We start from the raw sequence: 17,356 nt of genomic DNA on the forward strand, positions 1-17,356 counted from the left end.
TCTCTATTTTTATGTCAAGAGATTGCGAAGTATTAATGTATTTTTGCGGGCGACGAGAACGCAGCGCCAGCACTGGCGCTGCGGGTAACACACTAGAATTTCTGCGAAATGGTCAGCTTAACGTTGCGGCCGATACCGGACACGGATTCACCCAAGTACGGGTAGTAGTCGGTGTTAAACAGGTTGTCGACGGCAATGCGGGCTTCCATGCCTTTCACCTGCTCCGGCTGCCAGGACGCAAACAGGCCCTGCAGCGCGTAGCCGCTGGTTTTTGGCAGCGCCCAGATGCCCGCTAACGGGTCGCCATCCTGCGGGGAGCGATCCTGTTTACGCACCATGTCCATGGTCCAGCCGAAGGTCATGTTCCACTCCGGGGCTTTTACGCCCAGCGTAGTGTGGGCGGTGACCGGTGGAATTTCTGCGATCCAGGTTTGGTTGCCCCACGGGTCGCGCGGAGAAGCGTCACGCTGCCCACGAATGGTGGAGAAGGAGAAGCTGCCGAAGATACGGCGGCTGTCGTAAAACGATTCAATCTCCAGGCCCTGGATGGTGTAGCCCGGCAGGTTACGATAGTTCGACAGCGGAGAACCGCAGTTAGCGCCACTTTTCACCGACTGCGCCTCGCACAGCACGCCGCGACGGTAGAAGATTTCATCTTTGCCGCGGTTGCGGAATAGCGTGGTACGAATCTGTACGCTGTCGTCGTCCGCCAGCAAATTATTGAAGTTCAGGATCATCCCGCCGCGAACGCTGTTAATGGTTTCCACTTTCAGGTCGCGGCTGGTGCCGGACACGTTAGACTGCGCGTACTGCACGGTGTACTGCTCATCAATGGTCGGCGCTCGCCACGTGCGGGTCACATCGGCAAACAGCGACACATTCGGCGTGGCTTTCCAGACCAGCCCAAGCGCAGGCGTAAAGCCGTGATAACTTTTGCTGCTGTAGTCGTGGCCGACTTTAGGATTACTGCTGTTGTACATTGAGGCGATGTTTGGCTCACCGGTATTGGTGACGCTGTCGTAGCGCACGCCCGGCGTTACGGTGACGCTGCCGAGCGTCATGCTGTCCTGCAGATACAGGCCGCGCGTTTGCTGTTCCCCGGCGGGCATGTAGTACGGCTGGAAGTAGCCGTAGTTGTAGGCGGCATTTTTCTTGTAGCCTGGGTAGTACATCAGCGCATCGCGTTGGTTTTTATGCCAGCTTGCGCCGATTTCCAGCAGGTGATCCACCGGCCCGCTGCTGAAGCGGCTCTTGTTGCTGATCTCCACCAGGTTGTCTTTGTAATCCACCCAGCTCTCATTGCCGAGCGAGCCCAGGAAGCTGGACGCTCCGGCGGAGTCGGGGCGGGTATCATGCTGTTTGGTTTTGGAGTAAGCGTAGTTCAGTGTCAGATCCAGCCAGGGCTTGTCCGCCGGGGCCAGGTTCCACTTCACGGAGTAGTTTTCGTCGGTCTGGTTGCGGTACACCAGCTTCCTGCGCCAGGCCTCGTCTAACCCGTATTTGTCGACATCCGCCTGACTCGGGGCGGCAATTTCGTCCCGCTTGGCGGCGAAGGGCTGCCAGCCGGTGGATTCGGAATGCATGGCCGAAAGCGTCAGCGTCTGCGCGTCGGTCAGGTAGAGATTGGTTTTGGCAAGCCAGGTCCCCTGGCGGTTAGCGGAATAGTCGAAATGCGTGCCGTCCGGGCGGGTAATATTGCCGCCATCGCGTTTGCTGGCGTAGAGCATCCCGTCGGCAAAGCCTTCTGTCGTTCTGCCATACAGTGCGCCGCTGTAGATATTCTGGTTGTCGTTGGTGTGGAAACCGTACTTCAGCATGCCGCCAAAGTTTTCGCCGGGCTGTAAGAGGTCGGCCGCGTCTTTGGTGACGATTTTGATGCTGCCGCCAAAGCCGCCGTTGCCGTTGGCGAGGTTAAACGGACCCTTATCGACGTCGATTTGTTTGATTAGCTCTGGTTCGATAAACACCGACCCCTGGCGGTACTTCTCAAACCCTTTGGGCGCGCCGTCCAGCGTCACTTTGATGTCCTCCATGCCGCCCATGCCCCAGATATTCAGGCTTTGCCCGCCCGGGCGCGGTGAACCTGCGGAAGAGACACCCGGCAGCTTATCAAGCAGGGCGGCGACGTTATCAGCCTGAATGCGCTCGATATTCTCTTTTTTCAGCGTTGAGCGCCCGGCCACGACGCTGTCATCCAGGCCGCTGAGCACGGAAAGCTCTGGCACGATAATCGGCGCGTTCTCGCCAGAGGCTGCCGGAAGAGAAACAAGCCGATAGCTATTGCCGTCGCGCACGGCTTTCAGGCCGCTGCCCGTCAGCAGATGATCAAACGCGCTTTGTACGGAATAAGTTCCTTTGAGGCCTGAAGTCGTTTTGTTTGACGTCTGATCCGGGGTGAAGACCAGCAGCACGTTGGCGTCATTCGCCAGCGTTTGCAGGGCGCCGCTCAAAGGGCCGGCAGGCACGGAAAATGCTTGGCTGGCGGCTGAGGAGGCTTCTGCCGCCCAGGATAATGTCGGTAAACCAGTTGCCAGCGCCAGCAGGCCGGATAAGGCGATGCCGGACGCAAGCGGGGCGCGAGGGAGCTGTGCAGGTTGGCTCGCGTCGGAAATGGCCGTAGCCTTTCCGTTATTTTTTATCGTCATGATGTATCCCTGAAGGTGAGTCACAAGAAGTACTGCTTCAGAGAGGTCACGCGAGACTGAAAATCAGGCAGAAAATTTTTAAATTAAAAACGGCCGTCGGGTTCTACATCGTCAGCACTATGCGGAATCGTGCCTTGCCGGACTTCATTTTTTGCCACGCTTCGTTGGCCTGTGCCAGCGGGAATATTTCCGTCATCGGCTGCACGTTGTTCAGCAGGCTAAAACGCAGAGCGCTTTCGGTTTCATACGGGGTGCCGGTCAGCGAGCCTTCGATTGACAGCTCCCGGCCAACCACCATACCCGGAGAAAGCACGAGCGGCTGCTGGCCGACCCCGAGCACCATCAGCTTGCCTTTGGGCTGCAGGGCAGGCAGCAGAGAGGACGCGATAGCGTTGTCCGTGACCGTGGTGACGATCGCCTTTACACCGCCGAGTTTTTTCAGCGCTTCGGCAGGATTATCCAGGCTGCTGTCGAGATAATCGCGGGCACCCAGCGCCAGCGCAGCTGGTGGTTTATCGCTTCCACGCCCGATGGCGATAACCCGGAACCCCATTTTAGCGGCATACTGCACGGCAAGGTGGCCCAGGCCGCCAATGCCGAGGACTGCGATGCTGTCTCCCGGCTGAGCACCTGATTTACGCACTGCGTTAAAGGTGGCTATTCCGGCGCAAAGCAGCGGCGCGGCGTCGACTGCGCTTAGCGCATCCGGGATTGCTACAAGGCCGGTCGCCTTCGCCAGCATCATTTCGGCATAGCCGCCGTCCTGCGAGCTGCCGACGACCGGCTGGTGGCTGCAAAGCGTGAACTCGCCGCGGCGGCAGGCATCGCATTCATTGCAGTGCCCGCCAAGCCTGCCCACGCCAACCCGCTGCCCAACATGCAGGCCAGAAGGTACGCCACTGCCAAGTTTCAGCAGTGTGCCGACAACTTCATGCCCCGGCACGCGCGGGTAAGCCACGTTCTTTTCCGTGCCGTCGATAACGCCGCCGTCAGCGCCACAGATGCCGCAGGCTTCTATTTTTATCAGCACTTCGCCTGCGCCAGGTTCTGGTACGAGGCGCTCGACAAGTTCGAGGCTACCGTTGCCGCTGGCCTGCATCGCTTTGTAGGTCATTTGCATTCTCCGGTGAAAAAAACGGCACCCTCAGGAAGGATGCCGCTTAGGCTCAGGCTTTTGGCAACGCGTCGAACGCGTCCAGGGCGCGAGCGGTGTAGGTCAGCGCCGCCCCGGTGTTCAGCGAAATGGCGACCGCCAGCGCCTCGGCAATCTCTTCCCGGGTTGCGCCGTGTTTTGCGGCGGCTTTAACGTGTACCGACAGGCAGCCGTCGCAGCGGGTGGTGATCGCCACCGCCAGCGCAATCAGCTCGTGGGTTTTGGCATCCAGGTGGCCCATGGCGGAAGCACCCGCGTCCATCTTCATCAGCCCTTTCATAAACTCCGGCTGCAGCTTCGCGTAATCGCCCACCACACCCAGTAATTCTTCGCGATGTTCATTCCAGTTCAGCAACATACAAACCTCTTCAGTTAATTTCAGGCGACGCTATAAATGCGGACTTCCGGGGCGGCGTTCAGGAACGGTTTCAGGGCTTCAACTACGTCGCGGGTGAACAGGTCAGAACCCAGATAGGCTTCGGCCTGGGCGGCGGTGTTAAAGCCGTGCAGTACCTGGACGTCCTGCTCGCGGATCAGCAGTTCCTTGGAGACTGCACCGTCGATGGTGGTCAGGAAGGCCGTTTTGTACTGCTGGTAAACGCCCGCGGCTGCGGCGCGATTCTGCGCGCTGATATCAAGGGTGATTTGCAAATAAGCCATGGTTCACTGCCTCTTGTTGTGTGGCTCATGCCGTTGCACGAGCGGAGATGAGGGAGAAAAAAGCGGCAGAGCGAAGAAGAAAAAGGCTGCCGCTTGCCTCTCCGTGTTGGCGCATTATGTGAATCAGTGTGAGGGTTAACAAATGACTTAATCTTGACTGGCAAGATAGATTTTCTTCTTTGGTGGGTGGTTTTTTTGCTGGCCTGGTGATTCTTGTTCATTGTGGATCTGTCTGTCGTGGCGGCTTTGCGCAGAATAGGAAGCCAATCTGAGTATCTGGAGCCACCATGCAAAATAGAAGCGCGTTGCCGCTCAGTCAGCCGACTGCTCACCCGCAAACCCGAGGCTGGATCAGCGGCTTTTTGGGGATGCTTATTTTTAGCGGCTCGCTGCCGGCCACGCGCGTTGCGGTGCTGGAGCTTGATCCTCTTTTTCTGACGGCGATACGAGCCACTCTTGCGGCGCTGCTGGCGGCCGGCACGCTGCTGATTTTGCGGCAGCCGCGACCGCAGCGGGGAGACTGGCTGCCGCTTTGCCTGGTGGCCGTCGGCGTGGTGCTGGGTTTCCCGCTGCTGACGGCTTTAGCACTGCAGCACACAACCTCGGCACACTCGCTGGTCTACATCGGCCTGCTGCCGCTGGCGACCGCCTGTTTTGGCGTGTTGCGTGGAGGAGAAAGGCCACAAGCGGCTTTCTGGCTGTTTTCTCTGGCGGGTGCTGCGCTGGTGGCAGGTTTTGCTTTGAGCCACGGGACAGCAAGCAGCTGGCAGGGCGATGCGCTAATGCTGGGCGCCATTGCGCTGTGCGGGCTGGGTTATGCTGAAGGTGCGGTGCTCACCCGGCGGTTGGGCGACTGGCAGGTGATTTCGTGGGCATTGGTAATTTCTCTGCCGCTTAGTGCCGCGGCTACTGCTTTTACCGTTCCGTCGGCGGGAGACGCTATCAGCGCTCAGGCATGGCTCGCGCTGGGCTATGTGTCGCTGTTCAGCATGTGGATAGGGTTTATTTTCTGGTATCGCGGCCTTGCATTGGGCGGGATTGCCGCCGTCGGGCAACTGCAATTGTTACAGCCCTTTTTTGGTCTGTTGCTTGCCGGATTGCTGCTTCATGAAGAAGTACATACATCGATGATTGCCGTGATGCTTGGCGTGCTGGTTTGCGTGTTCGGCGCTAAGCGCTTTTCCCGCTAAAAAGAAAAACCGCCGGGGAAGGCGGTTTCTCAGAGGTTAGTCGATATTCAGCTCGGAGAAGCTGGTAATGACTTTGCCGACAATCCCGTAGTCGATAGCTTCTTTCGGCGACATCCAGTAGTTACGGTCGGTGTCCTGCTTCACCTTCTCCAGCGGTTGGCCGGTGGCTTCTGAGATCATCTTGTTCACGCGATCGTGCATGCGGATGATCTCTCTGGCTTCGATCTCAATGTCCGTGGCCTGGCCGCGCACGCCGCCCAACGGCTGGTGGATCATAAAGCGCGTGTTTGGCAGCGAATAGCGGTGCTTTTTGTCCGCCGCGAGGAAGATGGTGATCCCGGCGCTGGCAACCCAGCCGGTGCCGATGATATGGACTTCCGGCTTGATGAATTTGATCACGTCATGAATGGTGTCCGCCGCCTCAACGTGGCCGCCCTGGCTGTTGAGGTACAGCTTGATGGGTTTGTCGTTGATGCTTTGCAGCAGCAAAAGCTGGGCAACCACCTCTTTGGTGATCGCCTGAGTGATTTCGCCGGAGATAATAATCGAGCGGGAATCCAGCATTTTTTGCTGCATCAGTCCTGAGGCATTGGCGGGGGTGGCGCTTTCTTCAGGTTCATCTTTTTCTAAATAGGTCAGCATAATCAGGCTCCTGCCAGGTTTATGGCGTAATCAGGGATGCACTTGAGCATAGCACTTCATCCAGACGCTGCACGGCGCGAACGATCTCTTCGTCGCTGTAACCACCGAGGCCCAGCAGAATGCCGGACTTCTGTTTTTCTGGGGTAAACATGTGCGACACCGCACGAACGGCGATTCCGGCCTGCATTGCCCGCTCCACAACCTGATGGTCGTCCAGGCCCTGGCGCAGCCAAAGCACCATGTGCATGCCCTGGTCGCAGGGCTGAAGCCAGGCCACGTCCGGGGAAATGTATTGTTCTACCGCCGCCATTAACACGCGGCGTTTTTCGGCATAAACACCGCGCATTTTGCGCAGGTGGCGGTCGAGGTGCCCCTCTGAAATAAAGCTCGCCAGCACATGCTGGTCTGCCCCTGGCGGCTGCCTGTCCATCAGAATGCGTGCCCCGCAGAAGGCGGAAACCAGCTGCTTGGGCACTACGGCGTAGCCGAGACGCAGCGACGGGAAGAGGATTTTGCTGAAGGTGCCGAGGTAGATAACGTTCTCCGGTCCCAGGCCCTGCAGCGCCGGGAACGGGTGGCCCGCGTAGCGCATCTCGCTGTCGTAGTCGTCTTCAATGATCCAGGCCTGGTTGGCCTGCGCCCATTCCAGCAATGCGGCGCGGCGCGACATGCTGAGCGGCATGCCCAGCGGGTACTGGTGCGAGGGCGTGACAAACGCAGCGCGGGCGTTGGGGGCCAGCTTTTTCCCCAGCTCAACGTCCAGCCCTTCGTCGTCCACGGCGACTCTGACCATGCTACGGTCGCGGAACATCGTCTCAAACAGCGAAGTCGTACCTGGGTAGCCCGGCTCTTCCATCCAGACGGCATCGCCTGCCTCCAGCAGGATTTGCAGGGTCAGGTACAGGCCGTGCTGGTTGCCGGAGGTGATGATGACCTGCTCCGGGGTGCAACGCACCGAGCGCGACTTTCTGACGTATTCACAGATAGCCTCGCGCAGAACCAGAACGCCTTGCGGATCGGCATAGCCCGACGGGGCACCGGCACCCCGCGCCCGAATGCGGTTGCCTAGCCTGCGCCACACGTCGTCCGGAGCCGTGTCGCCAACCGGAACGGAAACGGCAAACGGCTTCGGCGCCAGCGTTTTAAGCTGCTCGCCTACTCTGGCAAAAGCCTGAGCCTGGGCAGACAGCGGGATGGCTGCTGCTGTACGAGCCGCCGGTTCGGGCTGCGGGCTTTCCGGGGCGTAGGCCACGCGGGTGCCGGAGCCGTGTTTCGACTCCAGAAACCCTTCCGCAACCAGCTGCTCGAACGCCTCCAGCACGGTGCCGCGCGCCACGTTAAGGGCGCCCGACAAGACGCGGGTGGAGGGCAGCAGGTCGCCGCTCTTCAGTTCGCCTTTGTGAATGGCGTTTTTCAGCGCTTTGGCTAGCTGCAAACTAAGCTGCCCGCTGCGGCGGTCAAGCTCGCCAATGGCGGGGATATCTACTGCTCGGGCTTTACGTGACATGAATTGTGGCTCGGTCATATAGCTGTAATCTGGTTCTTTATCATAAACCACTTCGAACATAAGCTGGGCAAAATTACCGCAAATGAAGGTCTGCCCATGTATATTCCTCGCCCTTTTCAGGAGCCCGATATGGCTGTGCTGCAGCGGCTGATTCAGGCCAATCCCCTGGGCCTGCTGGTTGTACAAATCGAAGGTGTGCTGGAAGCGTTTGATATTCCCTTTGAGCTTTGCCCTGATGAGGGGGAGTTCGGCGCGCTCCGCGCGCACATTGCCCGTGCGAACCCGTTGTGGCGCGGCCTTCAGCCCGAGCAGGATGTGCTGGTGGTGTTCCGTGGTGCACAAGGTTATATCTCCCCGAGCTGGTATCCGGGCAAGCAGGAGCACCACAAGGAGGTGCCGACCTGGAACTACCAGACCGTGCAGGCGCGGGGGAGGATTGCGGTGCGGGACGATGCGGATTTTGTCCTGCGGCAGATAACCAGCCTGACGCGGCACCAGGAAGCGCAGAGCGAGCTCCCGTGGCAGGTAAGCGATGCGCCTCCTGAGTTTATCGGCTCAATGCTTAAAGCGATTGTCGGGATTGAAATCCCTCTGGCTTCGCTGGTCGGCAAGACCAAGCTCGGCCAGAACAAGAAGTCTGAGGATCAGGCCGGGGCCGCGCAGGCACTAATGGCAAAGGGTGAAGTGGCCATCGGCGAGGCGATGTTAAGCAGCCTCGCAAAGCGTCGTCAGACTTAACATTCGGGCTGCTGAAAGAGGGTGAGCAGCGTGGTGATTGGCTCGTCCAGTGGGGCTAAATCCTTTTTCACGATCAAATGCAGGGGCGTGGCACGCCTTGCCCCGTGACTGAGCGGGAGCGGTTTAAGCGTGCCGTTTTCAATCTGCGGAGCAATCCGTTCTTCAGGCAGCCAGCCGTAGCCAACCTGCCAGGTCACGGCTTCGCACGCGGCATCAAGCGTGGAAAAGGTCCAGTCAGCCGTGGGCGAGGATTCGCTGCTATTTTGCCCGGCAAGGCGGATCAGCGGATAGTTCGCCAGGTCCGCCTCTTCTAAGGGGGCGGGAAGCTGATGCAGGGGGTGATCGCGGTGCGCCACGGCCACAAAATCAACGTTTCTGAGCCACTGCCCGCGGCCCGTAAGATCCTGACGGCGGGTTAGCACCATGACATCCGCTTCTGCCAGATCGGCTGTGTCGGTTTCCAGAATCTCCGTCAGATGAACCTGCGTGCTGGCATGTAATCGCTGAAACTGATGGAGGATGGCGAACAGGCGGGCGCGCGGGAATATGCAGTCCACCACTAAGTCTATGCGGGTGCGGATGCCGTTTTTTAACGTAGCAGCGCGGCTTTCAACGTAGTGAAAGCTTTTCAGCAGCGGGCGAACCTGCGCCAGCAAAAGTTCCCCTTCAGGCGTCAGTACCGCCTTACGCCCTTCTGGCTTCAGCAAGCTAACGCCAAGCCGCTCCTGAAGTAATGCAAGGTTATAGCTGACGGAGGACTGGCTGCGGAAAGTGGCTTCTGCCGCTTTGGCGAAGCTGCCCAGCTCAATGACCAACTCCAGAAGTGCCCACTGCTCAAGGGTTGTTTTATGCATATCATCTAAAAAATGGATGAATTTGATACAAAAGTAGCGTTATTCATCGAAAATGTGAAGGTCTAAGATGCGCTTAACCCCACAGAGGAGCGCCATCATGAGTCACTTTGATAAACACGATTTAAGCGAGTTCGTCGGCAAACATCTGGTTTATACCTACGATAATGGTTGGAACTACGAAATTTATGTAAAAAATGCAACTACCCTGGATTACCGGATCCACAGCGGCATTGTGGCCAATCGCTGGGTGAAAAATCAGGATGCGCACATTGTGCGTGTGGCAAGCAGCGTGTACAAAATTTCCTGGACTGAACCTACGGGTACGGACGTCAGCCTGATTGTGAATCTCGGCGATAAGCTGTTCCACGGGACGATTTTCTTCCCGCGCTGGGTGATTAATAACCCGGAGAAAACGGTGTGTTTCCAGAACGAGCATATTGCGAAAATGGAAGCGTTCCGCGAGGCTGGCCCGGCTTATCCAACGGAAGTTATTGATGAATTTGCCACCATCACGTTTGTTCGCGACTGCGGCGAGAATAACGAAGCGGTGATTGCCTGTGCCGCCAGCGAGCTGCCGGCGGACTTTCCAGAAAACCTGCAATAAGCGTTAGCCCGGCAGGCGTTTTTTCGGCCTGCCGGGACCCAGCAGAATCGCCAGTTTCGCCCCGCCCTGGGTAGATTCCATGAGGATTTTACAAACGCTGGTGAGCGGCACCGAGAGCAACATGCCCACCGGGCCGAGCAGCCAGCCCCAGAAGAGCAGGGAGAGAAATACGACGAAAGTCGACATCCCCAGCCCACGCCCCATCATGCGGGGCTCCAGAATATTCCCCAGTACCATGTGCACCACCAGGAACAGCGCCCCGACCATCAGCATCTCATAGGTGCCGTTGAGCAGCAGAGCCTGAATCATCGGCGGCACGGCGGAGATCACCGACCCAATATTGGGAATGTAGTTGAGCAAGAAGCCCAGCACGCCCCACATCAGCGCAAACTGCACGCCCAGCAGCTTTAGCCCCAGCCAGATAACGATGCCGGTCAGTAAACTGATAAAGGTCTTCAGCGCCAGATAGTGGGTGACGCCTTTCAGCGCTCGGTGCATGCCGGCGATATGCAGCTTAGGGTTGGCCAGCGCAAAACGGAGTTTATAAGGTACATGGCGCACTTCAAACAGCATAAAAATCACCGTCATCGCCAGTAGAAGCACGCTGGCCATCGCCCCGGAAAGCCCGGTCATCAGCGTTGTGGCAAAGGTCATCAGCTTGTCGGAGTCCAGCTTTTGCAGCAGGCGTTCCGGCGACAGCGGCAGGTGCAAAAACGGCATCGCGTGCTCGATTTCACGCACTTTCTGCGTCAGCAGTTTGTTGAACTGCGGCATTTGTTCCATGAAGTCATTCATCGACGTTGCCAGCACGCCAACCAGCAAAGTGAGCATCACCAGCATGACCAGCACCACGATGGCAATCGCGAGCGGGCGGCTGAGGCCGCGGCGCATAAACCAGGTCACCAGCGGGTTGAGAACAATGGCGAAAAATACCGCCAGCAATAGCTGAACGATGATGTCGGCTGCGGCGTGAATACCGGCGAGAATAATCACCAGGGCCGCGAGTTTGAGCAATATATGCAGGCCGGTCTTATCAGGTTGTGGGGCTGTCATGCAGACGTCCGATCGGGAAAATGTGCTTTTAGTGTAGTACTTCCTGGCAGGGCGACGGCGGCAGTCTGTCTGAAAATGAAGGAAAAAAATGGCCCCGCGGAGGCGGAGCCATTGATGTATCGCGCGGCGATTACTTGATGACGATGGTGTTGATGATGTTTTCCGCGTTGGTCTGCGCCAGCTGCTGGTTATCCGCAGGCAGCGTGATTTGCATGGTCAGCAGTTTATCGTCCACTTTGCCAATGATGATGGAAGAGTACGCGGTCTGTCCTTTGGCGGAGATCACGCTGTCCAACTGCTGCAGGGTGTGGCCTTTAATCTCGATGGATTTGTTGGTTACCACCTGAAGCTGCGGGTCGCGTGCGCGCTGCTGCTCTTCCAGGCCTTTTGCCAGCGTGGCAAGGTCGCTCGTCGGGTTGTCGCTGACAATCACGATCACCGCTTTCTGGCCGGTTGCGTCAGAATAAACGTGCATGTTGTTGGACTGGGTGCCCACCTTGCCGCTCTGATCGCTCATGTCCGCTGGCAGGGCAAAGCTCAGCTTGCCGTCCAGCAGTTCAACTGGCTGACCGCTGGCGCTGCTGGCTTCCGCCGCGCCGGTGGTGGCGGTTTTGCTGTCGTTATTATCACAGGCGGCAAGACCCACTACCAGCAGGCCAATACCGACATATTTTACCAGTTTGCGCATCGCGTTCTTCCTTTCCGTTAGCAAGCCAAAAGGCCAATCCCTGCATCTTAACACAAGATATTCAGCCCGCGTTTAACCAGGCTGCAGCGCGGAGATTTCAGATTTATCTGCGAGGCGTTTCAACAGCATATTCAGCAGAACGCCGTACATCGGCAGGAAGAATACCAGGCTAATAAGCACTTTGAAGCAGTAATCGACCACGGCGATTTCTACCCAGTGCTGGGCCATAAAGGCGTCCGGGCTGCGCCAGAAAGCGATAAAGAAGAACGACAGCGTATCGCTCACGTTACCGAACAGCGTGGACACCGTTGGGGCCAGCCACCAGCAGTGATTCTGGCGCAGGCGGTTAAAGACGTGCACGTCCAGAATCTGGCCGAGCGCGTAAGCCATGAAGCTGGCAACCGCGATACGGGCAACAAACAGGTTGAAGTGGGTTAGCGCTTCAAAGCCCTGCCAGCTTCCCATGTAAAACAGCGAGGAGATGCCGTAGGAGATCACCAGCGCCGGGATCATCACTGCGAAAATAATCCGCCGCGCCAGCGGAGCGCCGAAAATACGCACCGTGAGGTCGGTCGCGAGGAAGATAAACGGGAAGCTGAAGGCGCCCCAGGTGGTATGAAACCCAAAGACGGAGACCGGAAGCTGAACCAGATAGTTGCTGGAGGTGATCACCAGCAAATGAAAAAGCGATAGCCAAAACAGCGCATTAGTGCGCTGGCGAGTGCTGAACTGCATCATGTTGTAGCCTTTTTAGTAGTGGGGTGAGGGAACCCAGTCAAAAATGTAAAGCGCGGGGATGATACTGCTTTAGTTTCTCAATGCAATGGTTAATTTTAACGCAATCGTTCACGCGGCTTGCGCCAGATTTTACCCGGCGTAAACTAGCGCGGTTTTTGACGACCTGAGAGTGCTATGACCGATTTGTTCGCAACCCCTGACCACACGCTGGATGCTCTTGGCCTGCGCTGCCCGGAGCCGGTGATGATGGTGCGCAAAACCGTGCGCAATATGCCCGTCGGCGAAACGCTGCTGGTGATAGCCGATGATCCGGCCACTACGCGCGATATCCCCGGTTTCTGCCGCTTTATGGAGCACGAACTGGTGGCCAGCGAAACCGACGCGCTACCTTACCGCTATTTGCTGCGTAAGAGTCATTAATCCCCTCACCAGGCTAATCCGCTGCTCAGAAAAAGAGGGCGGGTGATATGCCAAATCGCCGTGACAGTTTGCGGATGTGATCGGTGGTTAGCTGGCGTTCACCGCTGAGAATGCGGGAGACCATCGACTTGCTGCCAATCTCTTGTTGAAAATCGCTCTGTTTTAGATGGTGATGCTCCATCAGGGTTTTCAGTATGGCTATCCCGGCAGGTATGGCCTGCATTTCCTCGCGGAACGCCTGCACGTCAGGCTGCGCGTTTTCCCAGGCCTGGATCTTACTACTGAGAATCTCAACCAGCGGACTTTCTGGATCATTGATGAGCAGATATTCGACCAGCTCCAGCGCAGCCAGATAATCTTTTTCGCAGGTGCTGCCTGCCAGTAGCGGAACCGCTGTTTTTAAAGCTTCGGCGGCCTTCAGTGCATCCGCAATCATCGCTTCTTTCCCCGGTGTTTTTCAGTAAATCGCATGTATTCGCTGTGCGTCATGACGTGGCGGATGTAGAACTTCTGGCTGGTAAAAAAGATAAGTGCAATCAGCCTGAGTTCATTTCCGGCTATGTTGATGACGTAATGTTTATCGAGATATTTAAAGTTATCCAGCGTGGGATAAATCCGCTTAAGTGAGTCCGGTGTTGGGAAGAAGCCTTTTTCCAGCACTTTGCCAAGGATTTGCAGTTCCTGCTTATGTCTGGGAAATTTTTGACCGGCTTCCACAAGCGCCTTAAGCGTAATCAGGTGCATCACTTCATCCTGAAGTTGACTGATTGGCAATTAATATGCCCATAAGTTGCCAATCAGTCAACTTATGGGCGGGGATTTATTTTTACACAGGGGCATCCTTGCCCCTGCTTGCGGAGTAAAAAACCGGAAGCTGCCTCGAAAACTATTTCTTCCGCAGCAGGCGAATGGCGTTCGCCGTGACCAGCGCGGTAGCGCCTGAGTCTGCCAGCACCGCCAGCCACAGGCCGGTCAGGCCGAGCAGGGTGGTGACCAGGAAAATCCCCTTCAGCCCCAGCGCAATCGTCACGTTCTGGCGAATGTTGTTATGGGTTGCTCTGGCGAGCCGTACCATACCTGCCAGTTCGGTCAGACGGTTGTGGGTTAGCGCGGCATCTGCCGTTTCCAGCGCGACGTCGGTGCCGCTGCCCATCGCGATGCCGATGGTCGCCGCTTTCATCGCCGGGGCATCGTTGATGCCGTCGCCGACCATTGCCAGCGGCGCGGTGGCATTGAGTTTATTCACCGCTGCCACTTTGTCTGCCGGCAGCAGGCTGGCGCGGTAATCAATGCCAAGCTCGCGGGCGATTGCCGCCGCCGCGCGTGGGTTATCCCCGGTCAGCATTACGCCCTGAATCCCGAGCTGGTGGAGTGCCGTAACCGCTTCGCGGGCATCGCTGCGCAGCGTATCGCGCATGGCGATGGTGCCCAGCAGTTGCCCCGCACGCAGCACTACGATCACCGTCTGGCCCTCTTCTTCCTGCTTCGCGATCCGTCTTTGCCAGGTTTCGCTGAGTGTCTGGCCGTCAAGTTTGGACGGTGAACTGAGCAGCAGCGTTTCGCCCTGAATGCTGGCTTCTACGCCAACCCCGGCGAGAGCGCGGTGATTTTCTGCGGCGACAGGAGGCAAGTTGCGCTGTTGCGCCGCGTTGACAATGGCCTGCGCCAGTGGGTGGGTGGAACCTTGTTCAACCGCTGCGGCGAGCGCCAGAAGCTGGTCTTCTTCTGTTCCTTCTTCCGCCGCTATGGCCGTAACCTGAGGTTTACCTGCCGTCAGGGTGCCGGTTTTGTCGAACGCGACCTGCTGGATTTGACCGAGACGTTCCAGCGCGGCCCCGCCTTTAATCAACGCGCCTCGACGAGCCGCCGCGGCAAGACCTGAAGTAATGGCCGCAGGCGTGGAGATAACCAGCGCGCATGGGCAGCCGATCAGCAACAGCGTCAGGCCTTTATAGATCCACGGTTCCCAGCCCTGGCCGAAGAACAGTGGCGGGATGATGGCGGTCAGCAGCGCGAGCAGCATGATGATCGGCGTGTAAATCCGGCTAAAACGATCGATAAAGCGTTCGATAGGCGCACGGCGCTCCTCGGCTTCTTCAATCAGCCGCAAAATGCGGTCGATGGCGCTGTCGCCGGGCTCGGAAATTACCTCCAGCTGAACAAGGCGATCTACGCTGGTGCTGCCTGCGGCGACTTTTTCGCCCTGCTGGCGCTCTACCGGCACGGATTCCCCGGTCAGGGCACTTTCGTCAAAGCTGGCAAAACCGCTGAGCAGGCGGCCGTCGGCGGGCAGTCTGCCTCCGGCGGCAACTTCAATCACGTCGCCTGGGCGAAGATCGGCCTGCGCGACGGTTTCGCGCTCGCCGTCCCGGAGGCGAATAGCGACGTCCGGCTTTAGCGCCATCAAGGCGCTTACCCCGCGGCGTGCTCGGCTGGCGGCATAGGATTCGAGGCGTTCGCCGATGAGGAACAGCAGCAGAACCATCGCCGCCTCGGCGGTGGCGCCGATAAACAGCGCGCCGATTGCGGCGACGCTCATCAGCGTTTCAATGGCGAACCAATTGCCGCTGCGAATCAGGCGCACGGCCTGGCGCGCGATCGGCCACAGGCCAACCAGCGTGGTGGCGATAAACGCCAGGTTGCCGAGCGGATGGTTGAATTGCTCGAGCCCCCAGCTGATCACCATCAGGACGATGAGCAGGATCAGCGGCAGGTTCTCTTGCAGGCTGCTGCTTTTTTCCTGCTTCGGGGCGCTGGCGTCGTTCAGCGTGTAGCCTGCGGCCTTGACCGCTTTTTCTACGTCGTCGCGAATGTCTCTTGAGGCGCTGACCAGCAGTTTTTCGGTAGAAAACACCACCTGAACTTGCTGCACATCGCTCACCTGTTTCACCGCATTTTCCACTTTGCGTGCGCAGGCCGCGCAGTCCATTCCCGCGACATGCCAGCTGTAGCGGCTGCCGTTGTCGGCAATTTCTGGCTCTGGTTTTTGTGCAGAGCAGGCGTCATCTGCGCAGCAGGAGGGGCCTTCCGCCTGCAGCGGGCTTAGTTTGGCAAACGCAAACTGCGGTGGCTTTTTGCCGTCTTGAGGTGTGTTGAGCATGGCGCCCTCCGGTAATGATAATTTTCTCATTACCGATGTTACTCTCTGGAGTTGACTCCAGAGTCAAGCGTCTTTTTTACCGCCGGATATTTCTGGCTGGCCGGCGGCAGTTTTCAGGATTGGCCTTTGCTTCCCCACGGCGCTTCCCCTAGTATTATCCGCAGGTCGGGATGAGAATGAATCGATGAAAAAACCACTGACAATCAAGGATATTGCGGAGCTGGCGCAGGTGTCTATCGCCACGGTCTCCCGGGTGCTGAACAATAACAGCTGGGTGGCGGACAAAACGCGTAGCCGGGTTGAAAAAGTGATTCAGGAGCATAACTTCAGCCCGAATCTGCTGGCGCGGGGGATGATTTCCAAGAAAACCCAGACGCTGGCGATTGTCGTTTCCGATATCAGTAACCCCTACTTTGTGATGCTGGTGGCGCAGATTGAGCACGAAAGTCTGCGGCTGGGCTACAAGGTCACGCTGTACGACACGCAATCGGCAAACAGATCCTCCCGCGAAGCACCGGTGGTGCCCGAAGAGCATATTTTTAATTCCATTACCGACAGCCAGATAGACGGCGTGATCATTCTCGGCGGTAATATCGACTACAACGACATTGCCGCGACTTATCTGCAGGAACTGAAAAAGCTGATCGCCACCGTGCCGGTCGTGGTCGTGGGGCGTAACCTGCCGGGCGTGGAATATGCCTGCGTTGAACGCGATCAGGCGGGATGTGTGCGCTTAGCCACTCGTCACCTGATTGAGAAAGGTTACCGGCGCATTGGTTTTATCGGCGGGTCAAAGAATGTATATATTACTTGCGAGCGCGAGGCGGTATTTCGGGCCGAGCTGGAAGCTGCGAAATTGCCGGTAGAAAATAGTTTTATTGTGCTGAATAACTTTTATTTACAGCATGGCTATGAGGCAATTGAAACGCTGATTTCAACGAATACAAGCTTGCCGGATGCCATTGTGGCAATTAACGATCATGTTGCCAAAGGCGCGATCCGTGCGCTAAAGGATCACAATCTGTCTGTGCCAGATAATATCGCCATAGTGAGCTGTGAATATTTCCCTGGCAGCGAGTATTTTATTCCCCGCATTGCCACTGTTGACCACCAGAATGCTTTGATTGGCAAAGCGGTCATGACAAAGTTAATGGCTATTTTGAATGAAAATGCTGCCGGTATCGCAGTCGAAAAAATACCTCTTACGCTATTGAACGGCGAATCCTGTTAGTTTTCAGCGGCGGATCTCTTTTTCAGACATCCGCCCGTTTCTCCCCTTCACGTTATTTTTTGATCTCGCTAACAGTTGCGCGATCTGGCGTTGACAAGCCTCGTCAGACTCCTCTAGCCTAAAACCTGAAAAC

The 17,356-nt window shown here is 57.4% G+C and carries 18 protein-coding genes; 5 read left to right on the forward strand and 13 right to left on the reverse strand.

Translation table 11 applies throughout. The features are described from left to right. Positions 1-92: 92 nt before the first annotated feature. The 4 genes from ACREYP_RS00465 to ACREYP_RS00480 form a co-directional block, all read right to left on the reverse strand. Positions 93-2,645, reverse strand: coding sequence for a TonB-dependent receptor (locus tag ACREYP_RS00465; protein WP_336819036.1), 2,553 nt, complete (start codon positions 2,643-2,645; stop codon positions 93-95). Between the two features lie 103 nt (positions 2,646-2,748). Next, positions 2,749-3,765 carry an alcohol dehydrogenase gene (locus ACREYP_RS00470; protein WP_336819038.1) on the reverse strand — a complete coding sequence of 339 codons (1,017 nt, stop codon included), beginning with the start codon at positions 3,763-3,765 and terminating at the stop codon, positions 2,749-2,751. A 46-nt stretch (positions 3,766-3,811) separates the two neighbouring features. Continuing rightward, positions 3,812-4,156 (reverse strand): carboxymuconolactone decarboxylase family protein, encoded by a 345-nt coding sequence (locus ACREYP_RS00475; protein ID WP_336819040.1) that lies wholly within the window; start codon positions 4,154-4,156, stop codon positions 3,812-3,814. Positions 4,157-4,176: 20 nt separating this feature from the next. Next, positions 4,177-4,458, reverse strand: a complete 282-nt coding sequence (locus ACREYP_RS00480; protein ID WP_008458622.1) for a hypothetical protein — start codon at positions 4,456-4,458, stop codon at positions 4,177-4,179. A 287-nt stretch (positions 4,459-4,745) separates the two neighbouring features. Here ACREYP_RS00480 and ACREYP_RS00485 point away from each other — a divergent pair, with 287 nt between their 5' ends. After that, a complete protein-coding gene (locus ACREYP_RS00485; RefSeq protein WP_008458619.1) occupies positions 4,746-5,648 on the forward strand; it encodes a DMT family transporter in 903 nt (300 codons plus the stop codon). A 36-nt stretch (positions 5,649-5,684) separates the two neighbouring features. On the opposite strand, the gene ACREYP_RS00490 is transcribed toward ACREYP_RS00485, so the two are convergent. Beyond that, entirely contained in the window at positions 5,685-6,290 is a 606-nt protein-coding gene (locus tag ACREYP_RS00490; RefSeq protein ID WP_008458618.1) for an ATP-dependent Clp protease proteolytic subunit, read from the reverse strand. Positions 6,291-6,309: 19 nt separating this feature from the next. Next, a complete protein-coding gene (pdxR, locus tag ACREYP_RS00495; protein ID WP_336819042.1) occupies positions 6,310-7,797 on the reverse strand; it encodes a MocR-like pyridoxine biosynthesis transcription factor PdxR in 1,488 nt (495 codons plus the stop codon). Positions 7,798-7,926: 129 nt separating this feature from the next. On the opposite strand from pdxR, the gene ACREYP_RS00500 reads away from it, so the two are divergent. After that, on the forward strand, positions 7,927-8,535 hold the full coding sequence (locus ACREYP_RS00500; RefSeq protein ID WP_498881059.1) for an FMN-binding negative transcriptional regulator: 609 nt from the start codon (positions 7,927-7,929) through the stop codon (positions 8,533-8,535). On the opposite strand, the gene ACREYP_RS00505 is transcribed toward ACREYP_RS00500, so the two are convergent. Continuing rightward, entirely contained in the window at positions 8,532-9,389 is an 858-nt protein-coding gene (locus ACREYP_RS00505) for a LysR family transcriptional regulator (RefSeq protein WP_336706531.1), read from the reverse strand. The genes ACREYP_RS00500 and ACREYP_RS00505 overlap by 4 nt on opposite strands. A gap of 97 nt (positions 9,390-9,486) precedes the next feature. Between ACREYP_RS00505 and ACREYP_RS00510 the strand changes: the two genes are divergently transcribed. Continuing rightward, positions 9,487-9,993: a phenolic acid decarboxylase gene (locus ACREYP_RS00510; RefSeq protein ID WP_336819045.1), complete on the forward strand. Its 507-nt coding sequence runs from the start codon at positions 9,487-9,489 to the stop codon at positions 9,991-9,993. A 3-nt stretch (positions 9,994-9,996) separates the two neighbouring features. Here the strand turns inward: ACREYP_RS00510 and ACREYP_RS00515 are convergent, their stop codons facing one another. From ACREYP_RS00515 to ACREYP_RS00525, 3 genes are all read right to left on the reverse strand, one after another. Then, on the reverse strand, positions 9,997-11,046 hold the full coding sequence (locus ACREYP_RS00515) for an AI-2E family transporter (protein ID WP_008458610.1): 1,050 nt from the start codon (positions 11,044-11,046) through the stop codon (positions 9,997-9,999). A 130-nt stretch (positions 11,047-11,176) separates the two neighbouring features. Next, positions 11,177-11,734, reverse strand: a complete 558-nt coding sequence (locus tag ACREYP_RS00520) for a DcrB family lipoprotein (protein WP_336819046.1) — start codon at positions 11,732-11,734, stop codon at positions 11,177-11,179. A gap of 72 nt (positions 11,735-11,806) precedes the next feature. Then, positions 11,807-12,472, reverse strand: a complete 666-nt coding sequence (locus ACREYP_RS00525; RefSeq protein ID WP_034809192.1) for a 7-cyano-7-deazaguanine/7-aminomethyl-7-deazaguanine transporter — start codon at positions 12,470-12,472, stop codon at positions 11,807-11,809. A gap of 174 nt (positions 12,473-12,646) precedes the next feature. Here ACREYP_RS00525 and tusA point away from each other — a divergent pair, with 174 nt between their 5' ends. After that, entirely contained in the window at positions 12,647-12,892 is a 246-nt protein-coding gene (gene tusA, locus ACREYP_RS00530; RefSeq protein WP_008458604.1) for a sulfurtransferase TusA, read from the forward strand. A gap of 25 nt (positions 12,893-12,917) precedes the next feature. Here tusA and ACREYP_RS00535 read toward each other — a convergent pair whose 3' ends face one another. The 3 genes from ACREYP_RS00535 to zntA all read right to left on the reverse strand — a co-directional run bounded on the left by ACREYP_RS00535 (position 12,918) and on the right by zntA (position 15,992). Beyond that, positions 12,918-13,328: a helix-turn-helix domain-containing protein gene (locus ACREYP_RS00535; RefSeq protein WP_008458601.1), complete on the reverse strand. Its 411-nt coding sequence runs from the start codon at positions 13,326-13,328 to the stop codon at positions 12,918-12,920. Next, a complete protein-coding gene (locus tag ACREYP_RS00540; protein ID WP_008458599.1) occupies positions 13,325-13,636 on the reverse strand; it encodes a type II toxin-antitoxin system HigB family toxin in 312 nt (103 codons plus the stop codon). The genes ACREYP_RS00535 and ACREYP_RS00540 overlap by 4 nt, the downstream gene beginning before the upstream one ends. A 142-nt stretch (positions 13,637-13,778) precedes the next feature. Then, on the reverse strand, positions 13,779-15,992 hold the full coding sequence (zntA, locus tag ACREYP_RS00545; RefSeq protein WP_336819047.1) for a Zn(II)/Cd(II)/Pb(II) translocating P-type ATPase ZntA: 2,214 nt from the start codon (positions 15,990-15,992) through the stop codon (positions 13,779-13,781). 184 nt (positions 15,993-16,176) lie between these two features. On the opposite strand from zntA, the gene ACREYP_RS00550 reads away from it, so the two are divergent. Continuing rightward, positions 16,177-17,223, forward strand: coding sequence for a LacI family DNA-binding transcriptional regulator (locus ACREYP_RS00550; RefSeq protein WP_336819048.1), 1,047 nt, complete (start codon positions 16,177-16,179; stop codon positions 17,221-17,223). Positions 17,224-17,356: the final 133 nt, after the last annotated feature.

The organism is Enterobacter sp. TMH.L2, assembly GCF_050847315.1.
Classification (GTDB): Bacteria; Pseudomonadota; Gammaproteobacteria; order Enterobacterales; family Enterobacteriaceae; genus Cedecea.

Excerpts from the sequence above, each read along its gene's own strand:
- ACREYP_RS00520 (WP_336819046.1), bottom strand. The coding sequence starts at position 11,734 with ATGCGCAAACTGGTAAAATATGTCGGTATTGGCCTGCTGGTAGTGGGT.
- ACREYP_RS00470 (WP_336819038.1), bottom strand. The coding sequence starts at position 3,765 with ATGCAAATGACCTACAAAGCGATGCAGGCCAGCGGCAACGGTAGCCTC.
- ACREYP_RS00535 (WP_008458601.1), bottom strand. The coding sequence starts at position 13,328 with ATGATTGCGGATGCACTGAAGGCCGCCGAAGCTTTAAAAACAGCGGTT.
- ACREYP_RS00475 (WP_336819040.1), bottom strand. The coding sequence starts at position 4,156 with ATGTTGCTGAACTGGAATGAACATCGCGAAGAATTACTGGGTGTGGTG.
- ACREYP_RS00515 (WP_008458610.1), bottom strand. The coding sequence starts at position 11,046 with ATGACAGCCCCACAACCTGATAAGACCGGCCTGCATATATTGCTCAAA.
- ACREYP_RS00540 (WP_008458599.1), bottom strand. The coding sequence starts at position 13,636 with ATGCACCTGATTACGCTTAAGGCGCTTGTGGAAGCCGGTCAAAAATTT.
- zntA (WP_336819047.1), bottom strand. The coding sequence starts at position 15,992 with ATGCTCAACACACCTCAAGACGGCAAAAAGCCACCGCAGTTTGCGTTT.
- ACREYP_RS00550 (WP_336819048.1), top strand. The coding sequence starts at position 16,177 with ATGAAAAAACCACTGACAATCAAGGATATTGCGGAGCTGGCGCAGGTG.
- ACREYP_RS00485 (WP_008458619.1), top strand. The coding sequence starts at position 4,746 with ATGCAAAATAGAAGCGCGTTGCCGCTCAGTCAGCCGACTGCTCACCCG.
- ACREYP_RS00500 (WP_498881059.1), top strand. The coding sequence starts at position 7,927 with ATGGCTGTGCTGCAGCGGCTGATTCAGGCCAATCCCCTGGGCCTGCTG.
- ACREYP_RS00465 (WP_336819036.1), bottom strand. The coding sequence starts at position 2,645 with ATGACGATAAAAAATAACGGAAAGGCTACGGCCATTTCCGACGCGAGC.
- tusA (WP_008458604.1), top strand. The coding sequence starts at position 12,647 with ATGACCGATTTGTTCGCAACCCCTGACCACACGCTGGATGCTCTTGGC.
- ACREYP_RS00480 (WP_008458622.1), bottom strand. The coding sequence starts at position 4,458 with ATGGCTTATTTGCAAATCACCCTTGATATCAGCGCGCAGAATCGCGCC.
- pdxR (WP_336819042.1), bottom strand. The coding sequence starts at position 7,797 with ATGTCACGTAAAGCCCGAGCAGTAGATATCCCCGCCATTGGCGAGCTT.
- ACREYP_RS00505 (WP_336706531.1), bottom strand. The coding sequence starts at position 9,389 with ATGCATAAAACAACCCTTGAGCAGTGGGCACTTCTGGAGTTGGTCATT.
- ACREYP_RS00510 (WP_336819045.1), top strand. The coding sequence starts at position 9,487 with ATGAGTCACTTTGATAAACACGATTTAAGCGAGTTCGTCGGCAAACAT.
- ACREYP_RS00490 (WP_008458618.1), bottom strand. The coding sequence starts at position 6,290 with ATGCTGACCTATTTAGAAAAAGATGAACCTGAAGAAAGCGCCACCCCC.
- ACREYP_RS00525 (WP_034809192.1), bottom strand. The coding sequence starts at position 12,472 with ATGATGCAGTTCAGCACTCGCCAGCGCACTAATGCGCTGTTTTGGCTA.